Source organism: Rhodoblastus sp. (assembly GCF_019449565.1).
Classification (GTDB): domain Bacteria; phylum Pseudomonadota; class Alphaproteobacteria; order Rhizobiales; family Beijerinckiaceae; genus Rhodoblastus.
On sequence record NZ_JAGRPM010000065.1, the window covers coordinates 41,299 to 63,568 of the forward strand.

Here is a 22,270-nt window from a genome sequence, read left to right on the forward strand (position 1 = left end):
TCGCAACCTTCCCGCTGCCCCCCTGCGTCCAAACGCGGACGCCGGCGCAGCACGCAGACTGAGGAGACATGCTAAAGGATGGGCGCGCAAAGGGAAGTCAAAACGTTTCGCACTTTCCGGTCAGGTCGTGCGGCTTCTGTCGCCCTCGCGGCCGCGGCTGTCGTCCTCGCCAGCGGTTTTTACGCGCCAACTCTTGCCGCAGGCTGGGTTTCAGGGCCGAAATCCGAGGCGCGGCTGATCGATGGCGGCTTGCATGATGGCGCCCGCTATGCCGGAGCGCAAATCCGCCTTTCCGGCGACGCCGTGACCTATTGGCGCGATCCGGGCGAGGCCGGCGTTCCGCCGACCTTCGATTTCGCGGGATCGGACAATGTCGCCGAGGCCGATGTGGTCTATCCGCAGCCGGAGCGGATCGACGAGGACGGCAATCAGGTCTTCGGCTATCGCGGCGAGGTTGTCTTTCCCATACGGGTTGCGCCGGTCGACCCCAAAAAGCCGATGACTCTGGCGCTGAAGCTCGATTACGCCGCCTGCGAGAAGATCTGCATTCCCGCCCATGCGCAGCTGAACTTGTCCCTGCCGCCGCAGCCGCGCGAGGCCGAAAGCCAGCTGCTCGATGATTCGCTGCGGCAGATTCCGAAAATTCTCGAAGGCGAGGCGGCTGCGAGCTTCGCGGTCGCGTCCCCGGCGCCGCCAGCAAGCGGCAAGCCGCAATGGCGGGTGAAGATCAGCGGAGAGGCGCGTGACCTGTTCATCGAGCCGCCGACGGGCTTCTATTTCGACGTACGGCCGGATAAGGAGAAAAACGCGTTCCTGCTGACCCTCGCCCAGCACCCGGGCAAGAAGAAGCGGCCCGAACTGCCGCTGCGGGTGACGGTTTCAGGCCCCGCCCCCGCCGAATTCGACCTTACCCTGCCCCCCGGCGGCAACTGAACCACACGGAAACGGACTCATTTATGTCGCGACTGGATTTCACCAGCCATCGCCTTTGCGTCGCCGCGCCGCTCGAAGCGGGCGCGACGGTCGAGCTGACGCGCGAACAGACCAATTATCTGGTCAATGTGCTGCGGCTCGGCGAAGGCGCGCGGCTGCTCGTCTTCAACGGGAGCGATGGCGAATGGCGCGCGGCGCTGGAGCCCCATGGCAAGAAATCCGCATCCCTGCGCATTGAAGAGCAGAGCCGCGCGCAGGAAAACCTGCCCGATCTCGATTATATTTTCGCGCCGCTGAAACACGCCCGGCTCGATTACATGGCGCAGAAGGCGGTGGAAATGGGCGCCCGGCGGCTGCGCCCGGCGCTGACCCGGCGCACCCAGGCCAGCCGAATCAATCTCGAACGCATGCGCGCCAATGTCGTCGAAGCCGCCGAGCAATGCGGGCTGCTGGCGCTGGCCGAAGTGCTGGAGGAGCAAAAGCTCGACTCCATTCTGCACAATTGGCCGGAAGACCGGCTGCTGATCTTCTGCGACGAGGCGGCGGAGATCGCCGATCCGCTCGCCGCCCTGCGCCAGGCCGGCGCGGGCTTCCAGAAATTTGCGGTGCTGATCGGCCCCGAGGGCGGCTTCGACGAGGCCGAGAGGGCCGCGCTCGCGCGGATCTCGCCGGTCGCCCGCCTGTCGCTCGGGCCGCGCGTCCTGCGCGCCGATACGGCTGCGGTCGCCGCCTTGGCCTTGGTCCAGGCCGCGCTGGGCGACTGGCGCGGCTGAAGGGCGCTCGGCCAGCCGGGCGACATGATCTCGCCATCATATTGGGGTCAAAAAGGCGACCCTTTCCAGAGAGATTCGGGATGCCCGCCAAAAAGCAAGAACAGTCGGCCCCATTTCACCTGATCGCCTGCGCTGTGCTCGCTCTGAGTCCTTTTCTAAGTGCGGCGGCCTCCGTGGCGGCCGAGAATCAACTCCGCCTCAGTGCGCCGCTCGCGCTTCCGCCGCCGATCATCGCCGGTGAAACGCGCGTTCCCGCCGCCCGTCCCGCCGCCTCGGCGCCCGCGCAGATGAATTATATGGCGGGCGACGCCCAGATCACCGAGCCGCGCGGCCGCCTGCGCCTGCGGCCTATGAATCTTGGCGGCATGTAAGCGCTCGCGCCGCGCGCCCGATCAGTACACGCAGCTTTCGAAGGCCCGCGCGACGTCGCCCTTCCAGGCCCCGTGAAACAGGGCCAGCCGCTTCCGCGCGAGATTCTCCCCGGTCGTCGCGATTTCGTCCAGCACATCGAGATAGATCGTTTCGTCGCGCCCCTCGGCGTCGAATCGGCGGCGGCGCGCGAGGCCCGACCGCGCCAGCGGGAGAATGTCGCGCGCGAGGTCCAGCAGGCTGCGCCCGCCGACGCGCGTTGAAAGCCCCTCGCGCGGGACCGCCGCGCGCAGGGCGGAGCGGTCCCTGGCGCTAAAACCCTTCACCAGATCCCAGGCCGCCGCGCTGGCTTCCTTGTCATAGAAGAGGCCGGCGCATAGCGCGGTGAAGGCGAGAATATGGGCGCGCGGGCCGACGTCGGCGCCCCGCATCTCCATGTAACGCTTGAGCCGCACTTCCGGGAAAATGGTCGAGAGATGGTTCGCCCAGTCGGAGATGGTGGCGAATTCGCCCGGCAACTGCGGCAGGCGGCCGGCCAGAAGATCACGGAACGAGGCCCCCGCGACATCGTGATAGACGTCGCCGCGCTTGACGAAATAGAGCGGCACGTCGAGCGCGTAATCGACATAGCGCTCGAAGCCCATGCCCGGCTCGAAGGCGAAGGGCAGCATTCCCGTGCGGTCGGCGTCCGTATCGGTCCAGATTTGCGAGCGCATCGACTGGAAGCCGTTGGGCTTGCCGTCCGTGAAGGGCGAATTGGCGAAGAGCGCGGTGAACAGCGGCTGCAGGCTCAGGGCCAGCCGCAATTTCGCGACCATGTCCTCTTCCGAGGCGAAATCCATGTTGGTCTGCACGGTCGAGGTGCGGAACATCATGTCGAGGCCCAGCGTCCCGACCTTGGGCATGTAGCGCGCCATGATCCGATAGCGCTGCTTGGGCATGACCGGCGTCTCCTCGCGGCGCCAAAGCGGGCTCATGCCGAGATCGAGAAAGGCGAGGCCAAGCTTTTCGCAGATCGGAGCGAGGGCGGCGAAATGCGCCTCCAATTCGGCGCCCGTCTGATGCGCATCGTCGAGCGGCGCGCCCGACAATTCGAATTGCCCGCCCGGCTCAAGCGAAATAGCGGCGCCGCCTTGCGGGTCGAACAGCCCGATCAGCGCGTCGGCGTCCTCGATCGGCTCCCAGCCGCTCGACGCGCGCAAGCCTTCCAGCAAAGCGCGAATGCCGCCGCGTCCATCGGGACGGCCCTCATAGGGCGCCGGCGCATGATCCGCGCGATAGAATGGAATCTTCTCATGTTCCGTCCCGATGCGGAACGGTCCCTGTGGCTTGCACCCAGCCTCGAACCATCCCACCAGTTCGTCGCGCGACGAGATGCGGTTTTCATCGACTAGGTCACGGGCCATGTGCGGCTTTCAAACGGGGTCTCAAGGTCGGTGAGGGTCGGGATCTGACGCGAAAACGGGCGGACGGGCGCCGGGCGGCGTCGTCCACTTCCATTCCGATCGAGCGCGTTCCTCATCGGGGCGGTCAACGCCCCAGGATGCGGCCGCGCGGCGTCGCCTTTCCCCCTCCGACGAAGCACTAGATAGGCCGATGCCGCGCAAGCTGCAATCGCAGCCTGTCCGCGTTCCGGAAAATTGGCTTTGCATTTCGGGAGGGAGCAGCAGGCCAGCCGGGCGTTCGACCCTTCCGGCGCGGGAATGCGCCGGAAGCCGCTCGATACAAGCAGGTTTCGCGCCAGACAAGAGCCAAACTCGCTTCCTGATATAATTAAGAAGCCGTCTTCTCACGCTGGCGTCAGTCGGAGACCTGATCGACGATGGTCTGGCTTTCCGGCGTCAGCCCCTTGGACTTGCTCGCCGGCTTGACCAGCGGCTCGGGATTGAAGCGCGGCTGGTCGGGTGCGAAGAAGGGTGGTGGCGGCGCGCCGCCCGCCTTCTGGATCGCCAGCCGGTCGAGATCGCGCTGGCGCACCGCGTCCACGGCTTCGCGGGCGGCGTCGGGGTCGCCGCGCAATTCCGCGATCGCCGCCCCGCCGAAGGCCAGCGCCGATTCGAGCGTTTCGCGGATCTGGTAATCCACGCCTTTATCGAGCAGATCGATGGCGTGAATGCGGTCATAGGCGCGCACGAAAATCTTGGCAGTCGGGAAATTGTCGCGCGCCAGGGCGACGATGGCGTTGGCGATGTCGCGGTTTCCGACACAAATGGCGATGATCCGCGCTTCGCCGGCGCCAGCCGCGCGCAGCACGTCGAGCCGGCAGCCGTCGCCGAAATAGACCTTGAAGCCGAACTTGCCCGCGTCGCGGATGCGCTTGACCGAGGAATCGATCACCGTCACATCAATGCGCTCGGCGAGCAGAGGCTGCACCGAGATCTGCCCGAAGCGGCCAAAGCCGACCACCAGCACCTTTCCGCGCTTCTCCTTGGGAACGGAGGGCGGCGGCTCGACGGCGCCCTCCGGCTCGGGCGCGCGGCGGCTTTCCAACCGGACGGCGATATATTCCGCGCCCTTGGCGAAAAAAGGCCCGGCGACCATGGTGATTGCCGCGAGGGCCGACAACAGGCTGGAATCCGCCTGCGGCATCAGATGGGCCGCCGCCGCGAGCGGAAAGATGGCGAAGGAAAATTCGCCCGCCGGCGTCAATATCCCGGCGGCGCTGAGCGATTCGCGCGAGGTCGAGCCCGTCAGCCGAAATAGGACGAAAACGATGGCCATTTTCGCGCAGAGAATGGCCAGCGCCGCGCCCGCGAGCAAGCCGAGCCGCGCCCCCACGAGATGGGCGTCCACCGACATGCCGACCGACATGAAGAACAGGCCCATTAGCAGGCCGCGAAAGGGTTCGATATCGGCTTCGAGCTGATGGCGGAAATTGGATTCCGACAGCAGCAGGCCGGCGAGAAAGGCGCCCAGCGCCATGGACATGCCGACCGCCTGCATCAGCACCGCCGCGCCGAGCACGATAAACAGGGCCGCCGCCGTGAGAATTTCACGCGCGCCGGCCCGCGCAAGCAGGCGGAATAGCGGGTTGAGGGCGTAATGGCCGGAAAGAATGACGAAAGCCAGAGCCGCGAAAGCCTGCGACAGATTGATCAGCGCGTCGTGCATGGAGCCGGCCAGCGAGGACGCGGCGCCCCCTGCTCCTCCGCCGAGCAGCGGAATCAGGGCCAAGGCGGGCGCGACGGCGATATCCTGCGCCAGCAGGACCGCGAAGGCGCGCCGTCCATAGGCGGTTTGGGCGTCGCCGCGCTCCTCCAGCAATTGCATGGCGATGGCGGTGGCGGAAAAGGCGAGCGCCAGACCCGCCGCAAGCGCGCCGAACAGGCCGAGATGCAGGAATTTATGCGCGGCATAGGCCAGAGGCCCGGCGGTCAGGACCATCTGGCTGACGCCGATCAGACCGATGTCGCGGCGCAAGGCATAGAGCCGCTGCGGCTTGAGCGACAGGCCTATCAGGAAGAGCAGCAGCACGACGCCGAGTTGGGAAATATTGAGCGTCATCTTCGGCTCGGCGATCAGCCCGAGGCCAGAAGGGCCGATGGCGATGCCCGCGACGAGATAGCCGATAACGGAGCCGAGCCCCGCAAAGCGGAAAGACGCCGCAAACACGATCGAGGCGGCGAGAAGAATCAGGATCGGGACGAGAAAGCTCGTCTCGCTGCTCATTTCCGGCATGTGGTCCGCAGGAGGTTCAGATCAGGCGGCGATTCGCCGCGCGCCGGCGATGCCTTAGGCAAGGATAGAGGCGAAAGCGCGGCGCGGGAAGCCGTTTCGCCCACCGGCCCGCGCTTGACATCGCCGCGCCCCGCGCCCACAAGATTTTTGAGCCAAGACCCGTCCTTAGAGGTCCCAGACCTGTCCCTAGAGGTCCCCGGATGAGCGCCACGCCCACTCTGAAGCCCCGTCTGAACGTTTTTCTTTGCGCGCCGCGCGGCTTTTGCGCCGGCGTGGTGCGCGCTATCGACATCGTCGAACACGCCTTGCGCAAATTTGGCGCGCCCGTCTATGTGCGCCACGAAATCGTGCACAACCGCTATGTCGTCGAGGGCCTCAAGCGCAAGGGCGCGATCTTCGTCGAAGAACTGGACGAAGTGCCCGACAATGGCGCTCCCGTCGTGTTTTCGGCCCATGGCGTGCCGAAGGCCGTGCCGGTCGAGGCCGAAGACCGCAAGCTGCTGGCGATCGACGCCACCTGCCCGCTGGTGACCAAGGTCCATCGCGAGGCAGAAATTCATTATCGGCGCGGCCGCAAGGTCGTCCTTGTCGGCCACAAGGGCCACACGGAAGTCATCGGCACCATGGGCCAGCTGCCCGAGGGCGCCGTTGTGCTCGTGGAGAGCCCGAGCGACGTCGGCTCCCTAACCTTCGCCACGGACGAGCCGATCGCCTATGTCACCCAGACCACTCTGTCCGTGGACGACATGGCCGAGGTGGTCAATGCGCTCAAGGACAAATATCCCCATATCGTCGGGCCGCATAAGCAGGACATCTGCTACGCGACCACCAACCGCCAGGAAGCGGTCAAGGAAATCGCCCACAAGGTGGACGCCTTCATCGTGGTCGGCTCGCCCAATTCCTCCAATTCGCAGCGCCTCAAGGAAGTGGCCGAGCGCAACGGCTGCCGCCGCGCCCAGCTCGTCCTGCGCGCGACCGACATCGACTGGAGCCAGCTGGAAGGGATCGCCTCGCTAGGCGTCACCGCCGGCGCCTCGGCGCCCGAGGTGCTGGTCGAGGAAATTCTCGACGCCGTCGGCGAGAAATTCGAGCTGGTGATCGACACCATCACCACTGCCACGGAAGACGTTTCCTTCCCGCTGCCGCGCACCCTGCGCGAAAAAGTCGCCTGACCGGGCCAAAGCCGGTTCAGCCGGAATGTGACAAGGCGGCGCAATGGTCACCGACCGCGCCGCCCTTTTACGTTTCGGCATAATGCTCCATGACCGCGCGGCGCCCCCGGCGCGGCGCAAGACTCCGCGAAAGACCATGCAGACGAACGCTTCCGCCGAACATCCTTTCGACGCCTTCCGCGCCCTGCTCGCGCAAATGCCCGTCGCCTCCGCCGAAGCCGTCGCCGCCGTGCGCGCCCGTGACGCGCAGCTGACCAAGCCGCCGGGCGCTCTCGGCCGGCTTGAAGAGATCGTCGAATGGCTCGCCGCCTGGCAGGACCGCGCCAAGCCGACCGCCGAGCGGCCGACCGTGGTGGTGTTCGCCGCCAATCACGGCGTCGTCGCGCAGGGCGTCTCGCCCTATCCCGCCAGCGTCACCGCCCAGATGCTGAAGAATTTCTCGGCGGGCGGCGCGGCCGTGAACCAGATCTGCGCCGTCAATGGCGCGGGGCTGAAAGTGTTCGAGCTCGCGCTCAACCTGCCGACCAAGGACATCACCGAGGCCCCGGCGATGGAGGCGCGCGAATGCGCCGCGACCATCGCCTATGGCATGGAGGCGATTGCGGGCGGCGCGGATGTGCTGGCGCTCGGCGAAATGGGCATCGGCAATACCACTATCGCCGCAGCCATCTATTACGCGCTCTATGGCGGCGAGGCGGAGGATTGGGTCGGGCGCGGCACCGGCGTCAATGATGAAGGCCTGGCGCGCAAGGCCAACGCCGTGCGGCGCGCGGTCGCCCTGCACCGCGACCATCTCGACGATCCGTTCGAACTGCTGCGCCGCCTTGGCGGGCGCGAGGTCGCGGCCATGGCCGGCGCCATTCTCGCGGCGCGCATGGAGCGCACGCCGGTCCTGCTCGACGGCTATGTCGTCTGCGCGGCGGCGGCCGTTCTGCACGCGCTCGATCCGGCGAGCATCGACCATTGCCTCGCCGGCCATGTCTCGGCGGAAGGCGCCCATGCGGAAGTGCTGAAAAGGCTCGGCAAGAAGCCGCTGCTCGATCTCGGCATGAGGCTCGGCGAAGGCTCCGGCGCGGCGCTCGCCATCGGCCTCGTCAAGGCGGCGCTGGCTTGCCATCAGGACATGGCGACATTCTCGTCGGCGGGCGTCGACAACAAGGCGTGACGCGCGGTTCTTGGTCACAATCTCCGACCCGGCGCCCCTCGCCGGATGGCCGCATTCGGCTCGCAGACGAAACGCAGATCGCCCTTACTGCCAGCCCTCGACGCCTTTCATGTCGGGAAGCTTATGGGCAATGCCCTTGTGGCAATCGATGCAGGTTTTCTGGCCGGTGAAGAGGAAACGTTCATGCGCTTCCGCCGCGCGTGGCGACTGTTTCGTCGTATCCATCGATTGCGCGCTATGACAGTTGCGGCACTCCAGCGAGTCATTCGCCTTCATCCGCGCCCATTCGTGGCTGGCGAGGGCGAAACGGTGATCGAGAAACTTTTCGCGGGTGCCGATCGTGCCGAACAGATGACCCCAGACTTCCTTTGACGCCTGCATCTTGCGCGCGATCTTGTCTGTCCAGTTATGCGGCACATGACAATCGGGGCAGCTCGCGCGAACGCCGGACCGGTTCGAGAAATGGATCGTGCTTTTCAGCTCCTCGAAAACATTCGAGTGCATTTCGTGGCAGCTGGTGCAGAATTTCTCGGTATTCGTCGCCTCGAGCGCCGTGTTGAACGCGCCCCAGAAAACGATCCCGGCGACGAAGCCTCCGAGAACCAGCGCGCCGAAGGAGAAATAGACGCTCGGCCGCGAGATCGTCGTCCATATTGGCCGGGCCCATGCGAAGCGATTGGCGAGCGCGCCAAGGAGGCTCATTTGGCAGAGCCTCCCGCTTTGAGATGGGTGATCAAACTATCGATATCGATGAAACTATTGGCGACCGGTGGCTTCGCGTCGGTTTGCGAGACGTGGCATTCGGTACAGAAGAAGCGGCGCGGCGAGACGGTGGCGAGGAACTGGCCCTCGCGATCCATGAAATGGGTGATTGAAATCATTGGCGCCTGGCTTTCGCGGATCCGTGAGCGCGCATGGCAGGACAGGCATTTATTGCCATTGAGATCGATCTGGTAACCCTCGATCGTGTGCGGAATGACTGGCGGCTGCTCGGGATAATTTCGCGTTTCGCGGGCCGCCGTGTTGCGGATGGGCTGAATGCGCGGCGCCGGCGCTGGATCGGCGACCGGCGTCGGGCCCCGCAAGGGCAGAGAGAGGCCGCCGTCCGGACCCGCCGATTGCGACATGGCGACCGGCGCGGCGAGCCCGAGCGACGAGGCCAGGGCGACCCGGAGCAGGGAGCGGAGGAGGCGGCTCATCTCGCTTCTCCCACCAGCGCCAGGCGTACGGCGCATTTCTTGAAATCGGTCTGCAACGAAATGGGATCGGTCGCGTCCAGCGTCACCTTGTTGATCAGCTGGCCCTCGTCGAACCAGGGCACAAAGACCACGCCCGGCGGCATCGTGTTGCGTCCCTTGGTTTCGACTCGCGTGCGGATATAGCCGCGCCGCGACTCGACCTTGATTTCGTCGCCGCGCCGGAGCTTCAGCGCCGCGGCGTCGTCGGGGTTCATGAAGCAGACGGCCTCGGGGAAGGCGCTGTAAAGCTCGGGCACGCGGCGCGTCATGCTGCCGGAGTGCCAGTGCTCCAGCACGCGGCCGGTTACGAGCCAGAAGGGAAAAGTTTCATCGGGGCTCTCGGCGGGCGGCTCGTAGGGCAAGGCGAAGATCCGCGCCTTGCCGTCCGGATAGCCATAGAAACGCACGCCTTCCCCCGCCTTCACATAGGGGTCCGAGCCTTCGCGGAAGCGCCAGCGGGTCTCCTTGCCGTCGACCACCGGCCAGCGCAATCCGCGCTCCTCATGATAGCGATCGTAAGGCGCGAGGTCGTGGCCGTGGCCCCGCCCGAAAGTCGCGTATTCCTCGAACAGTCCCTTGTGGACATAGAAGCCGAAGGCTTCCGATTCCTGATTGGCGAAGCCGGGCGCGAGCTCGGACACGGGGAACTTGTCCACCTGGCCATTGCGGAAAAGGACTTCGAAAAGCGTCTTGCCGCGATATTCGGGCTTCTTGGCGAGCAGTTCGTCGGTCCAGACGTCCTCGATCTTGAATCGTTTCGAAAACTCCATCAATTGCCAAAGGTCGGAGCGCGCTTCGCCCGGGGCCGTGACGAGCTGCCGCCAGACCTGGGTGCGGCGTTCGGCATTGCCATAGGCGCCTTCCTTTTCGACCCACATGGCGGTGGGCAGGATCAGGTCGGCGCAAACCGTCGTAACCGTCGGATAGGCGTCCGATACGACGATGAAATTGTCCGGGTTGCGATAGCCGGGGATGCCCTCCTCAAGGGCGTTGGCCGCCGCCTGTATATTGTTGTTGACCTGCACCCAATAGGCGTTGATCAGCCCGTCCTTCAGCATGCGGTTCTGCAATACGGCATGTGCGCCGTTCTTGTCGGAAATCGTGCCCTCGGGCAGTTTCCAGATTTCCTCCGCGCGGTCGCGATGCGCCTTGTTGGTCACCAGCATGTCGGCGGGCAAGCGGTGGGAAAAGGTTCCAACCTCGCGCGCCGTGCCGCAGGCGGACGGCTGGCCGGTGAGCGAAAATGGGCTGTTGCCGGGCTCCGAAATCTTTCCCGTCAGCAGGTGCAGATTGTAAGCGAGATTATTCGCCCAGACGCCGCGCGTGTGTTGGTTGAAGCCCATCGTCCAAAAACTCACGACCTTGGTCTTCGGGTCGGCGTAGATTTCGGCGAGGGCCTCGATCCGGTTGGCGGGTACGCCAGTTAGCTCCGCCGCTTTCGGGATCGTGTATTCGGAGACGAAGGCGGCATATTCCTCGAAGCTCATGTCGGTCGCGTCATTGGGCTTCGCCGCGCCGGCCGCCTTCTTCTGCAGGGGATGCTCCGGACGCAGGCCATAGCCGATGTCGGTCTGCCCGCGTTTGAAGACCGTATGGGCCGCGACGAACTCCTTGTTCACGCGGCCGGTCTTGATGATGTGGTTGGCGATAGCATTAAGAAGGATCAGGTCCGTCTGCGGCTTGAACACCATTCCTATGTCGGCGAGATCAAACGAGCGATGCTCGAAGGTCGAGAGCACGGCGACCTTGACATGGGGCGCGGAAAGCCTGCGGTCGGCGACGCGCGTCCACAGGATCGGATGCATCTCCGCCATGTTCGAGCCCCAGAGCACGAAGGCGTCCGTCGCTTCGATATCGTCGTAACAACCCATCGGCTCGTCGATGCCGAAGCTGCGCATGAAGCCCGCCACCGCCGACGCCATGCAGTGGCGCGCGTTGGGGTCGATGTTATTGGTGCGGAAGCCGGCCTTGAACAATTTGACCGCGGCGTAGCCTTCGAAAATGGTCCACTGGCCCGAACCGAACATGGCCACGCCATTCGGCCCGCGCTTCTTCAGCGCCGCCTTGAACTTGTCCGCCATGACGTCGAAGGCTTCATCCCAGGAAACGGGAACGAAATCCCCATTCTTGTCGTAGACGCCGTTCTTTTTGCGAAGAAGCGGTTTGGTCAGGCGGTCCTCGCCATACATCATCTTGGAGAGGAAGTAGCCCTTGACGCAATTGAGGCCGCGATTGACCTCGGCCTTGATATCGCCATGCGTGGCCACAACCCGGCCTTCCTTGACGCCAACCATGACGCTGCATCCGGTGCCGCAGAAGCGGCACGCGGCCTTGTTCCAGTCGAGCGTCGCCGTGTCCTTGTCGGTCGCGAGGTTGGCGGCTTGCGCGGAGGGCGCCATTCCTGCGGCGGCGACCGCCATCGCGGCCGCTTCCAGCTTGAGGAAGTCGCGCCGGTCGAATTTTGCGCCAGTCATGTCAAGCCGCCCCCTCGATTGAAGAGTCTTGTGTCGCAGTGGCGTGATAGACCAGCGTGGCCGAGATCACGTTTGGCATAACGGAAAGCTCGGTCAAACGCTCGCCGAGCCGATCTCCGGGACCGGCTTCGACTGTCACGACGATCTTTCCGCGCGGATCGCTTGCGGCGATCTCCGTACCAGGCAGCGCGCCAATGGCTTCGCGAACCTCTTCGAAGCGTTCCGGGCGGACATGAATCACGAGGCTCGCGATTTCCATCTCTCCTTCCGGCGTCGGAAGGCGGGCTATCCCCCGCAACCAGGCTCCGCGGACGAATTGTCTGCGATCGTTGCTCATCGGATCATCCCTTGTGTGGCGGACCGGGCGGGCCCGCGATCATTTGCCAGGTCCAAACCGCGAAGCCGTAACCGCCGACGACTCCAATCGCGAGAAGCGGCATCAGCACCGCCGTCACCAGCAGAAAAGCGGCGATCTCACTTTTCTTTGCCGAGGGAGCCGGGTTTCCTGTGGCCATGTCGCAACCTCAACCGACAATTTCTGGAGACAGCGCCTGCGCCCGTCGGAAAACGGGATCCAAGTCTTGATCGACAAAATGAGTTGTGGCCCCGAAGTCGAGGTCCGTCGCATTCCTGCGTTTTTTTGACTGAACCGAATTGCTGGTTCTTAGCTGTGGAACAAGGAGCCTGCGTTTTTGTTCCGCAGCCAACAATCGCGGCCGCATTTTGTTTGATTATACTTTCGTTCGCGGGCGGTCGTTGTCCGAGGCGACCGCAGCGGTCCACCTCCTGCCTCGAAGGCGATATTGCGAGCGCCTTCGCTCTTGACCCCAGGCGGCCAGCCGCGCCCCGAGAGCCCTTTCAATGGGCCGGCTCTTGCAGCGAAAACGGCCCTTGAATATGCTCCGCTCCACCTCAACCTTTGCGGTCGCCAAATGGAGCAAACGCCCATCCCAGCTGCGGCCCGGGCCAATCATCAACACGAGGGGGAATGACTTATGAAGCGTGTTCTAGGAAAGGGATTGAGGCGAGCCAGTCTATGCTTCGCCCTGAGCGTCGGCTCAGTCCTAGCCGCCGGCGCGGAACAGGCGCAGCCGCCCGAAAGGTCCGATCCGGACAACCAGCTCGCCTATCAGCGCGCCATTGAGGCGGTCATCTGGTCGATGCCGGCGATTAGCATCCGCGAGTTCTGGGAGTCCCAATTCAAGGACTACGGCGCATCCTGGAACGACATTGTCTTGTGGAGCAAGCCTGCGACGCCTCGGCATGAACTGCTGACCGCGAATAATCAGGTGCCCTATATGTTGACGGCCCTGAACCTGCGACAGGGGCCGGTCGTGGTGGAGATCCCGGCCGCCGGCGCGAAGGCGAATCTCTTCGGCAGTTTTGTCGACAACTGGCAGGCTCCAATTGTCGATGTCGGCCCGTCGGGAACAGACGAGGGGCGCGGCGGCAAATACCTGTTCCTGCCGCCCGGATATACCGACCCCATTCCCGAGGGCTACCTGCCGGTGCGCTCGGAAGGCTATGTGGTGGTCGGTGGTCTGCGCCCCGTGCCCGCGAATGGCGGCACGGCCGAGGAAGCCCACGCCTACGCCCAGCAGATGAAAGTCTATCCGCTGGCGGACGCCGCCGCGCCAAAACCGACACGATTTATCGACGGCTACCCGAAACCTTTCCATTCGCTCCCCACCTATGACGCAAGTTGGTTCCGCGAATTGGCCGCGATGGTCAATGAGGAGCCCGTGCGGGAACGCGACAAGGTCATGCTGGGCATGCTGGCCTCGATCGGCATCGAGCGCGGCAAGAAATTCGAACCCGACGCAAAGATGCAAAAGACGCTGGATGCAGCGATCGTCGATGCGCGGAAGATAATGCAGAAATTCTTCGAGACTCCAGGCAAGGCGCTCGCCCCTTGGTGGCAAGGCAGCCAGTGGTCGGCGTTCTCGCCGAAAACGATGGGCCTGGCGAATGAGTTCACCTATGAAACCGCCGATGGCCTTTGGCTGGATGCGCGCGCGGGCGGCTTGTTTTATTGGGCGACCTTCGTGCCGAAGAAGCTTGGCGGCGGCACATTCTACCTGATGGGCCTGCGCGATTCCTCCGGACAATTATTTGACGGACAAGCGACCTATCGGCTTCGCGTCCCCGCCGATGTGCCGGCAAAGGATTTTTGGTCGGCCATCGTCTATGACATGGAAACGAAGGCGTTCGTCTGCGCCGGTCCCTGCGATACGGCGGACAATGGCGTCGGGCTGTCATCCTTCGACAAGCCCAACATGAAGCAGAACGCTGACGGGTCCGTGGACGTCTATTTCGGTCCGAAGGCGCCGGCGGGGTTCGAGAAAAACTGGGTCCCGACGGCGGGCAGGAATTTCTTCCTGATCTTCCGCCTTTACGGTCCCGAGAAGGCGTTCTTTGAAAAGACGTGGAAGCTTCCCGAGGTCGAGAAGGTTCAGTAAACGGCGCCTTCCAAGAGGGCGGTTCCGGGTCCACCGAAACCGCCCTGCATTCACGCGGCCTGCGGAATCCGGCCGATCCCGAACAGCCGCTTCAATTTCTTGACCCGATTCGACATGCGGTGGCGCGCCAACTCCTGGTTGCGCGACTGTTCGTCCGTGCAATAATTCAGCATGACGTAGCGGCGCGGACCGACGAATGGCTTGTGGCCGTGCCAGGAATTGGGCTGGACCCTGAAGCAGAAGGCTAGGCCGCCTTCCGGCGCCACTTCGGCGGCGTAATCCTCGATATCCACGCCCGAGCGCAGCACGCGCAGCTTGCCGCCCTGATCGACCCAGTCCTCGTTGAGATAAAGCAGCAAGGTCGCCAGCTTGAATTTGGAATCGGCGTGGATGCGGCCGTCGCGCGCCTGGCAATTGCTGCGCAGGGTAACCATCGTCGGGCGCCCCGAGAGGTCGATTTCGAGCTTTTCCTCCACGATTCTGCGCACCAGCGGCCCCTCCAGCTCCTTGAGCAGCAACTCGAACGCCGGCCCATAGGGCGCGAACTCCGGCAGAAAGAGCCCGCCCATGTCGATCTTCGGAAAATCGGCTATGGCCCTGGCCACTTCGGCGGGCGGCAGGAAGCCCCGGGTCACGAAATGGGGAAAGGGGGCGTTTTCGACGGTCGCCGTCCGGAAGGATTCATAATTGATCATGTGAGCGCCCAAGTGGATTTTCTTGCGGATTCCCTTGGATTTAATTTCGCGCGCGGATTTTCCTCATTGATCCGCATCAAGCGCAGGAAGCTGGCGTCGCCGGGCGCTCCCGGTCAGGCGGCGCCCCGCGTCCCACGATGGCCCTGCGTTTCCGGCGGCTCCGCGCCCTGATTGAACTGCGGCAGCGCCGACATGACGCGCTCCGGCGGGAAAACGACGATGACTTCCGTGCCCTCGCGCAATTTCGAACGCAAAGTGAAGGTTCCGCCATGCAGCTCGACCAGCCCCTTGACGATCGGCAGGCCGAGGCCGGTGCCCTCGTCGGCGTTTTTCTGCGCCGTCGAGCCGCGCCCGAATGAGGACATGATGATCGGGATTTCCTCTTCGGGAATGCCCGGGCCGGTGTCCTTGACCGAGAAATATTGCCCGCCCGCCATGGTCCAGCCAGCCTTGATCGTGACCTGGCCGCCCTGCGGCGTGAATTTGATGGCGTTCGTCAGCAGGTTGAGCGCGATCTGGCGCACGGCGCGCTCGTCGGCCCAGATGCGCGGCATGTTCGGCTCGATGATCTCGCTCATCGTCACGCCGCGCTTCCGGGCGCGCAGGGTCAGAAGGTGACGGCAATCCTCGATCACGCCGGCGATGAGCACGGCCTCTTCCTTCAGCTCGTAGCGCCCCGCCTCGACGCGCGAGAGATCGAGGATCTCGTTGATGAGCATCAACAGATGCTGGCCGCTATTGTGGATGTCGTTGGAATAATCGCGATAGGCGTCGATCGCGTGCGGGCCGAACAACTCGCTCTTCATCACTTCGGAAAAGCCGAGGATGGCGTTCAGCGGGGTGCGCAATTCATGCGACATGGTGGCCAGAAAGCGCGATTTGGCAAGGCTCGCCTCCTCCGCGCGGCGGCGCGCCTCGTCCGAATTGGACTTCGCCTGCTCCAGCTCCGCGATCAGCGCGTCCTTCTCGCCCTGAATCGCCAGCCTGTCGAGCTGGCTCGCATAGATGCGCCGCGACAAAATCGCGAAATAGAACAGCGTGCCGCAGGCCAGCAGGGTCAGCGGGGCGATCGGGCCGGTGAGGCTGGTCGGCCGCATATAGAGGATGATGGCGAGGGCGTTGGGCGCGAGCGCCGCATAGACCGCCGCCGGCAGGAAGGCCGTGACCACAGTGTGGATCGCGGCGGCGAGCATGAACACGACCATGACATAGGTCGTCGCCCAAGGGTCCGACACGCCACTCATCAGCAAGGCGAAGGACGACCACGCCAGCCCGTTCGCCGCCTCCACGAAGATGAAGCGCGCCTGCCAGTTGCGCGCCGTCTGCGCGCCGTCGCCCTGCCGAAGGAAGCGATCGGACAGAGCCCAGCCGAGGACGAGCACGGACAGCACGCCGCCGAGCCATATGCCGACCAGCGACAGCGGCATCCACAGCAGGGTCATCGCGGCGACGGCGAGGCTGAGCAGCGCCTGCGGCACGATGGCTTCCTTGCGCCCCTTGCAATAAAGGCGCAGCAGCTCGACATCAAAAACGATATTGCCGGCGCCGGAGGACGTCAGCCGCTCGCGCGCCTCCCGCATGTGATTGGCCATGCGGCGTCGCTCGGGAGAGCGTCCGTCTGCAAAGCGCCCTCGGGCGATCATTTCTGCGGTGACTTCGGACATTCCCGTGAAAGGTCAGAGCAATGCGCTAGCGCCAATGCGCCAAACTGCCCGAAAAAGCTTAATGAGCGGCTGACTTATTCGCTAAACTTGGCGCCAATCCGGCGCAAGATTGACAAGTTTGGCGCAGCGGCGGCATGTTTTTCGTGGAAAATTAAACCCCGGGCGGCGCATGAAACTCTATAATTCTCCGGTGGCGCCAAATCCGCGCCGCGTCCGCATCTTTCTCGCCGAAAAGGGCGTCGCCGTCCCCACCGAAAACGTGGACCTGGCTCTGTCGCAGCAGCACGATCCGGCCTTCGCGGCGCTCAATCCCTTGCGGCGCATTCCCGCGCTGGCGCTGGATTCGGGCGAGATCATCTGCGAATCCGTCGCGATCTGCCGCTATTTTGAGGAAATCCAACCGGAGCCGCCGCTGTTTGGGCGCGATGCGCTGGAAAAGGCGCTGGTCGAGATGTGGCAGCGCCGCGCCGAACTGGAGTTCTTCTTCCCCATCGCTCTGGCCTTCCGGCACAGCCATCCCGCCATGGTCGAGATGGAAAAGCCGCAGATTCCGCAGCTGGTCGAACTGAACCGGCCACGCGCGATCGCCTTTGCGCGCTTCCTGGATTCTGAGCTGGCCAATCGCCGCTACCTTGCCGGAAACGCCTTCAGCATCGCCGACATCACCGCCCTTGTCGCGGCGGATTTCGCAAAGCCCGCGCGCATAAAATTCCCCGACGACCTCGTTCATTTCGCGCGGTGGCGCGCGGACGTCTCAGCCCGCCCCAGCGCGGCCGCCTGACCTTGTCGCGGGAGGCGGAACTTGCGGCGCTGGCCGCCCAGATCCCCGACTGCCGGATTTGCAGTGAAACGCCGGACGGGCCGCCCCTGCCACATCCGCCTCGCCCCGTGCTGCGCGTCTCGGCCACGGCGCGCCTACTGATCGCGGGCCAGGCGCCCGGCGTGCGCGTCCATCGTTCTGGCCTGCCCTTCGACGACCCTTCCGGCGAAAGGCTGCGCGGCTGGATGGGACTCGACCGCGCGGAATTCTACGATTCGACGCGGGTCGCGGTCGCCGCGATGGGATTCTGTTTTCCGGGCCATGACGCCAAGGGCGGCGACCTGCCGCCACGCCGCGAATGCCGCGCCCGCTGGCATGAAAGCCTGTTCCGCCTGATGCCGCAGATCGAGATCATTCTCGCCATCGGGCGGCCAGCGCAGGACTATCATTTCGCGCGGCTCGGACGCCCCTTGCCCAAAGGCGCGTCGCTCGCCGAGATCGTGCGCGCCAGCGCGGAAGCCTCCGATTGCAAGCCGCGCCTGCTGGCCCTGCCCCATCCGTCCTGGCGCAACAATGCCTGGCTCAAGCGCAATCCCTGGTTCGATGGCGAGATCGTCCCGCTCGCGCGGGCTCTGGTCGCCGAGGCGTTGGCGCCTCTCACGGCCCCGGCGCATCCTTAAAAAGTACATATTTCATAAACTGGCTGCGAATTAACTTGCCATGCTGCAGCGCCGAAATAGAATTGAATTTGCTCAATCCTTGCTCGCGCAATCAGGCTCGATCGAGTTGGACGATGTCCGCAAGGAAAATGTCATGCGTGCTGGTCAGAAAGTTCGTCTGAAAGCGGCCTCGCCGTTGAAACAGCAGCTGAATCTGCCGCCCGAGGCGCTCGGCGCCGTCTTGTGCAGCTATGGTCTGCTACGCGCGACCGGCGTTACGAGGCATCGCCTGGACGTACGCTTCGGCCCCGGCCTCGTCATCTGGGGCGTTCCCGACGACCAATTTGAAACGGTCGAGGAAGACGCCGCCTGAACGCGGGGCCATCGCAACAGCTCGCGAATGGCGCAATCGTAACGCCGAAATCGATCCGAAAAGGTCGCGCGTGAAAATTAAGGGGCTGAAGTGCTCGTGGTTGCCGTCTCCAAATTCGGTGTACAAGCCACGTAATTTGTCGCCGGGATTGTTCCATCTGGCTTCCAGAAGATTTGCGACGTCGATCCGATGCGCGGCGACATATAGGTCGTCTGATGAATCGTGTACCCGGCGCCGCCATTGGGAGCTTTGTTCCATGCGAAGGGCGCGAAACCAAAGGACGGTACATAAGTATAGCTTACGTCGACCACAATTATAAAATTATCTATATTATTGTTCGAAGCGACTGTGGGCGGATAAAGTCCAGTGGGGATGCTCGTCGGACTATTCACGCCGTTGGCGGTCACGGCGAGGGCGCCACATTGCCGCAACGTCGGGCTTGGTCCCGAACCGACGCTCCAAAGCACTTTCGCAACACAGCACTGACTGCTCGTACTGGAGCTATTATCAAACACGACCTCGGTGATGGTCATGTTCGGCGAACCTGTAAAAGGATAAAGCACGGCGGTCGACGCCGCCAATATATTTTGTAGCTCCGTATCTGTTACACATGGAACGCTATTTGCGGCAATTGCATTCTTTGTTACGCTTGTAGCTACGCCTGAATTCCATTTACTTGCTGTATAGGAATTGATGAAAGCCGTTTTAAGGCACGTTCCAGCCTTACTGCTACTCGGCAAAGTCTGCGATGTCAGATCCGCCAGGGTGCGGGAAAGCGCCTGGGTCTTGCGGCTGACTTCAAGACCCTGCGCCAGAACAACGCATCCGAAATAAAGCGCCAGCATCATCGGCAGGATCAGGGCGAACTCGACCGCCGCGATGCCGCCCTGTCCGCGCCTTAGCCGCCGGACGACAATCCGCAGGCCTGTAAAAAGCCCTTTCCTTCCGGCAAGCCGGAATTTTCCGCGCCGCGTCATGGCTCGTTCCTGAAGACGACAGTCGAGAAGATGGCGTGGACAAAGCCCGTCCCGCCGCTGGCGGGGTTTGCGTAAACGCTGTTCGAGCTGTGGCCGAGAAGATTGGCGGCGCCATTATTGGTCGGACCGCTGGCGACCAGGATGGAGAGATAGACGGGCATGGGATAGAAGGCCTGGAACAGGACGATCCATCCCGGTTGGCCGAGATTCACATTGGTTGAGGGATTATTATACCAGCTTTTGCCGATCGACGACGCGACGCTGGCGAAAGTCGAAGTGCTGGAATCAAAGGCCTGGACGTTCAATGTGACCTTGCTGCAATCGATGATCGACGGCAGGGCCGTGCAAAAAGTGGCGGTCTTGAACGCCGACGTCGTCTGGCTGGATGTCGACATGAAATTATTGACCAACACCTGACGCGCGACATTGTTAACCGCATTGTCAAAGGTCGCCTGCGTGAAAAAGACGAATGCCGTCTCAAAAATCGCGCAAATCAGGCCGATGAACGGAATGCCGACCATTCCGAATTCGATCGCCGTCACGCCCTTCCGGCTCCGGGCGAAGCGTGAAAGCAGGCCAAGGATTCCGCGCTTTTCGCGGCGCTGCGATCCCGTTTGTTCCATCAAAATCCCCGATCGGCTTGCCCAATGCCCCGAAAGCTCAGGCCGACGAGGCATTTTCAACCGGAGAGATTGCCATTGCGTTACGCGATGCATTTGATCGCGGGGCATTCGCCAATGACTTATTTACCACCGGAAAAATTGGTATGCGCCGCCACTGCGGCGGCGCGGTCCGCGGCGACCGCCTTGGCGTCGGCCAGATCGATGGTCGGCAGGCAATGCGGCGCGCAGATATAGCTCTCGCGGTTGACGCCATTCTGCACGAGCAGGTCGGCCCTGTCGCCGCCAACGCGAATCGTCCATTCGCCCAGAAGATTGCCCTGTCCGTCGAGCGCGATGAGGTTGGTTTCGCCGAAACTCTTGCCAGTAATGACGCCCATACCGCTGTTTTTGAGCATGGTCACGTCGGCGATGCCCGGCTGGCCAATGACAAGGGTTTGGGTCTTGTCGGGAATGCGCGCGACGCGCGCCTTGTCGACCGAGACGACGACCAGGTCGACCGTGGCGGCCACGGCGCTGGATTGCGCGACGAGCCCGGCGAGAACCAGCGCGCCTCCAATCGAACGAAATGCGTTAAGACGCATGAACCTCTCCCGAATTCGAAACCCCGTCGAGCCGCCCGCAGGGAACGCCGACGGCCCGCGGCGAACCTTCCGCCCGCACATACGCGTCCATATCGAGCGGCAATTTAGGCATGACTTGGTGAACGATTGCTAAATTTCGGCGCAGGCGGCCGCAACAAATGCGGGCGAATAGGCAAAATTCCATAGGGCTGGAAAGCGCCGGAAAGAAAGAGCGACCGGCGAGAAGACAGCAAGCAGCGACGCCTGACGTAAAAGCGCTCCGGTTTAGCGAAGTCATTTGTGGTTTCTTCAGCATAACAAGATGCAAGCATGTTTGACGAGGTCGCATTAACACATCGGCAAGCTGAGCCGCCTAACTTGGCGTTAACGACGCATTTCCCGAGCGGGTCGCCCGCGTCGTTCCCCGGTCTTCCTCAGGAGCTCAAAATGAAGTCGCTTTTCTCCCGGTTTGTGCAGGACCAATCCGGCGCCACCGCCATTGAATACGGCCTGATCGCCGCCCTCATCTCGGTCGTCTGCATCACCGTTCTGACCACGGTCGGCACCAAGCTGAACGCCAAGTTCGACTCGGTCTCCACCGCTCTTAACTGATTTGAGCGACCCTCGCCTGCGCCCAGCGAAAGCGAGCGCTGTGCGGACAATTGCTTAATGGCCCCGGCTCAAGCCGGGGCCATTCTTTTTTGCGCGGCGAGCCATCCCGTCAAGCGTTGGCGGCGAACCCGCTCCCTTGTCGCGGTCTTGTTCAACCTCCTTTAACCGCGTTGCTGAGTCGCCCCTTTTGCGACAAAGAAATTAACGAAGTGGCGAGATTTCCCCTCGTAAGGTTGCTCCATCGCAGCCGGACGCGAGCACGTTTCAGCGCGAACAACAGATCAAATGGAGCACCCCATGAAGTCGCTTTTCTCCCGTTTCGTCCAGGACCAGTCCGGCGCCACCGCCATTGAATACGGCCTGATCGCCGCCCTCATCTCGGTCGTCTGCATCACCGTCCTGACCTCGGTCGGCACCAAGCTGAACACGAAGTTCACCTCGGTCTCCAACGCCCTGAACTGATCGAGCGATCCCTCGCCTTCGCCATGCGAAGGCGAGCGCAGCACAGCTATTGCACAACGGCTCCGGCTCGCTCCGGGGCCGTTTTCTTTGGCGAAATATTCCTCCAAATCGCGCGCCGGCGAATATCGCCTTCCCGTTCTTCGGACGCGTTCAATCTCCTTTAACCGCGTTGCGGCGTTAAACATTTTGCGCAGATGAAATTAACGAAGCGGCGAGCTTCCCCTCGTAAGGTTGCTCCATCGCAGCCGGACGCGAGCACGTTTCAGCGCGAACAACAGAGATCACATGGAGCCTATCATGAAGTCGCTTTTCTCCCGTTTCGTTCAGGACCAGTCCGGCGCCACCGCCATTGAATACGGTCTGATCGCCGCCCTCATCTCGGTCGTCTGCATCACCGTCCTGACCTCGGTCGGCACCAAGCTGAACACGAAGTTCGGATCGGTCTCCAACGCCCTGAACTGATCCGGTCGATTCGGCCCCGCCGAACGATCAGAAGCCTCGGCCAAGCGCCGGGGCTTTTTTATTTCAAGCGCCGGGGCTTTTTTATTTTCGGCGCGCCGGTTTGCAGTAACGAAGGGGTAATCGCAAAGCGCGATCATCCCGGCGTTTTCCAATCGCGGGACT

24 protein-coding genes are annotated in these 22,270 nt (G+C 63.2%); 12 read left to right on the plus strand and 12 right to left on the minus strand.

The features are described from left to right. Positions 1-78 precede the first annotated feature (78 nt). From QZ409_RS15045 to QZ409_RS15055, 3 genes are all read left to right on the plus strand, one after another. Positions 79-933, plus strand: a complete 855-nt coding sequence (locus QZ409_RS15045) for a protein-disulfide reductase DsbD domain-containing protein (RefSeq protein WP_296712933.1) — start codon at positions 79-81, stop codon at positions 931-933. A gap of 23 nt (positions 934-956) precedes the next feature. Continuing rightward, on the plus strand, positions 957-1,706 hold the full coding sequence (locus tag QZ409_RS15050; RefSeq protein ID WP_296712936.1) for a 16S rRNA (uracil(1498)-N(3))-methyltransferase: 750 nt from the start codon (positions 957-959) through the stop codon (positions 1,704-1,706). A 173-nt stretch (positions 1,707-1,879) separates the two neighbouring features. Further along, positions 1,880-2,077 carry a hypothetical protein gene (locus QZ409_RS15055; RefSeq protein WP_296712937.1) on the plus strand — a complete coding sequence of 66 codons (198 nt, stop codon included), beginning with the start codon at positions 1,880-1,882 and terminating at the stop codon, positions 2,075-2,077. A gap of 21 nt (positions 2,078-2,098) precedes the next feature. On the opposite strand, the gene QZ409_RS15060 is transcribed toward QZ409_RS15055, so the two are convergent. Together QZ409_RS15060 and QZ409_RS15065 are read right to left on the minus strand one after the other, a co-directional pair. After that, positions 2,099-3,481 (minus strand): glutamate--cysteine ligase, encoded by a 1,383-nt coding sequence (locus QZ409_RS15060; protein ID WP_296712938.1) that lies wholly within the window; start codon positions 3,479-3,481, stop codon positions 2,099-2,101. A 394-nt stretch (positions 3,482-3,875) separates the two neighbouring features. Continuing rightward, positions 3,876-5,744, minus strand: coding sequence for a monovalent cation:proton antiporter-2 (CPA2) family protein (locus QZ409_RS15065; protein ID WP_296712939.1), 1,869 nt, complete (start codon positions 5,742-5,744; stop codon positions 3,876-3,878). Positions 5,745-5,953: 209 nt separating this feature from the next. On the opposite strand from QZ409_RS15065, the gene ispH reads away from it, so the two are divergent. After that, complete coding sequence (gene ispH, locus QZ409_RS15070; protein WP_296712941.1) at positions 5,954-6,925, plus strand: 4-hydroxy-3-methylbut-2-enyl diphosphate reductase; 972 nt, start codon at positions 5,954-5,956, stop codon at positions 6,923-6,925. Between the two features lie 136 nt (positions 6,926-7,061). Beyond that, positions 7,062-8,090: a nicotinate-nucleotide--dimethylbenzimidazole phosphoribosyltransferase gene (gene cobT / locus QZ409_RS15075; RefSeq protein ID WP_296713067.1), complete on the plus strand. Its 1,029-nt coding sequence runs from the start codon at positions 7,062-7,064 to the stop codon at positions 8,088-8,090. An 84-nt stretch (positions 8,091-8,174) separates the two neighbouring features. On the opposite strand, the gene QZ409_RS15080 is transcribed toward cobT, so the two are convergent. The 5 genes from QZ409_RS15080 to napE form a co-directional block, all read right to left on the minus strand. After that, positions 8,175-8,792: a NapC/NirT family cytochrome c gene (locus QZ409_RS15080; protein WP_296712943.1), complete on the minus strand. Its 618-nt coding sequence runs from the start codon at positions 8,790-8,792 to the stop codon at positions 8,175-8,177. Further along, entirely contained in the window at positions 8,789-9,289 is a 501-nt protein-coding gene (locus QZ409_RS15085) for a nitrate reductase cytochrome c-type subunit (RefSeq protein WP_296712945.1), read from the minus strand. The genes QZ409_RS15080 and QZ409_RS15085 overlap by 4 nt, the downstream gene beginning before the upstream one ends. Further along, positions 9,286-11,802 carry a nitrate reductase catalytic subunit NapA gene (napA, locus tag QZ409_RS15090; protein WP_296712946.1) on the minus strand — a complete coding sequence of 839 codons (2,517 nt, stop codon included), beginning with the start codon at positions 11,800-11,802 and terminating at the stop codon, positions 9,286-9,288. Before napA ends, QZ409_RS15085 begins: the two co-directional genes overlap by 4 nt. A gap of 1 nt (position 11,803) precedes the next feature. Next, complete coding sequence (locus QZ409_RS15095; protein WP_296712949.1) at positions 11,804-12,061, minus strand: chaperone NapD; 258 nt, start codon at positions 12,059-12,061, stop codon at positions 11,804-11,806. A gap of 82 nt (positions 12,062-12,143) precedes the next feature. Then, entirely contained in the window at positions 12,144-12,317 is a 174-nt protein-coding gene (gene napE / locus QZ409_RS15100) for a periplasmic nitrate reductase, NapE protein (protein WP_296712951.1), read from the minus strand. A 504-nt stretch (positions 12,318-12,821) separates the two neighbouring features. On the opposite strand from napE, the gene QZ409_RS15105 reads away from it, so the two are divergent. Beyond that, entirely contained in the window at positions 12,822-14,261 is a 1,440-nt protein-coding gene (locus tag QZ409_RS15105) for a DUF1254 domain-containing protein (RefSeq protein ID WP_296712953.1), read from the plus strand. Positions 14,262-14,311: 50 nt separating this feature from the next. Here QZ409_RS15105 and QZ409_RS15110 read toward each other — a convergent pair whose 3' ends face one another. Continuing rightward, positions 14,312-14,956, minus strand: a complete 645-nt coding sequence (locus tag QZ409_RS15110) for a 2OG-Fe(II) oxygenase (protein ID WP_296712955.1) — start codon at positions 14,954-14,956, stop codon at positions 14,312-14,314. Positions 14,957-15,069: 113 nt separating this feature from the next. After that, on the minus strand, positions 15,070-16,548 hold the full coding sequence (locus QZ409_RS15115; RefSeq protein ID WP_342394848.1) for a HAMP domain-containing histidine kinase: 1,479 nt from the start codon (positions 16,546-16,548) through the stop codon (positions 15,070-15,072). 241 nt (positions 16,549-16,789) lie between these two features. Here QZ409_RS15115 and QZ409_RS15120 point away from each other — a divergent pair, with 241 nt between their 5' ends. The 3 genes from QZ409_RS15120 to QZ409_RS15130 all read left to right on the plus strand — a co-directional run bounded on the left by QZ409_RS15120 (position 16,790) and on the right by QZ409_RS15130 (position 18,412). After that, positions 16,790-17,401, plus strand: a complete 612-nt coding sequence (locus QZ409_RS15120; protein ID WP_296712958.1) for a glutathione S-transferase — start codon at positions 16,790-16,792, stop codon at positions 17,399-17,401. Further along, positions 17,359-18,060: a uracil-DNA glycosylase family protein gene (locus QZ409_RS15125; protein WP_296712960.1), complete on the plus strand. Its 702-nt coding sequence runs from the start codon at positions 17,359-17,361 to the stop codon at positions 18,058-18,060. The genes QZ409_RS15120 and QZ409_RS15125 overlap by 43 nt, the downstream gene beginning before the upstream one ends. Before the next feature lie 133 nt (positions 18,061-18,193). Beyond that, positions 18,194-18,412: a hypothetical protein gene (locus QZ409_RS15130; RefSeq protein ID WP_296712962.1), complete on the plus strand. Its 219-nt coding sequence runs from the start codon at positions 18,194-18,196 to the stop codon at positions 18,410-18,412. Between the two features lie 77 nt (positions 18,413-18,489). Here QZ409_RS15130 and QZ409_RS15135 read toward each other — a convergent pair whose 3' ends face one another. From QZ409_RS15135 to QZ409_RS15145, 3 genes are all read right to left on the minus strand, one after another. Then, positions 18,490-19,389, minus strand: a complete 900-nt coding sequence (locus QZ409_RS15135) for a TadE/TadG family type IV pilus assembly protein (protein ID WP_296712965.1) — start codon at positions 19,387-19,389, stop codon at positions 18,490-18,492. Beyond that, positions 19,386-20,012, minus strand: coding sequence for a TadE/TadG family type IV pilus assembly protein (locus QZ409_RS15140; protein ID WP_296712967.1), 627 nt, complete (start codon positions 20,010-20,012; stop codon positions 19,386-19,388). The genes QZ409_RS15135 and QZ409_RS15140 overlap by 4 nt, the downstream gene beginning before the upstream one ends. Before the next feature lie 119 nt (positions 20,013-20,131). Continuing rightward, complete coding sequence (locus tag QZ409_RS15145; protein WP_296712968.1) at positions 20,132-20,593, minus strand: pilus assembly protein N-terminal domain-containing protein; 462 nt, start codon at positions 20,591-20,593, stop codon at positions 20,132-20,134. 426 nt (positions 20,594-21,019) lie between these two features. Here QZ409_RS15145 and QZ409_RS15150 point away from each other — a divergent pair, with 426 nt between their 5' ends. From QZ409_RS15150 to QZ409_RS15160, 3 genes are all read left to right on the plus strand, one after another. Beyond that, positions 21,020-21,184 (plus strand): Flp family type IVb pilin, encoded by a 165-nt coding sequence (locus tag QZ409_RS15150; protein WP_296712969.1) that lies wholly within the window; start codon positions 21,020-21,022, stop codon positions 21,182-21,184. 297 nt (positions 21,185-21,481) lie between these two features. Further along, the gene (locus tag QZ409_RS15155; RefSeq protein ID WP_296712971.1) at positions 21,482-21,646 is read left to right on the plus strand and encodes a Flp family type IVb pilin; all 165 of its coding nucleotides are present in this window, start codon (positions 21,482-21,484) and stop codon (positions 21,644-21,646) included. 297 nt (positions 21,647-21,943) lie between these two features. After that, a complete protein-coding gene (locus QZ409_RS15160; protein ID WP_296712973.1) occupies positions 21,944-22,108 on the plus strand; it encodes a Flp family type IVb pilin in 165 nt (54 codons plus the stop codon). The last annotated feature ends 162 nt before the right edge of the window (positions 22,109-22,270 follow it).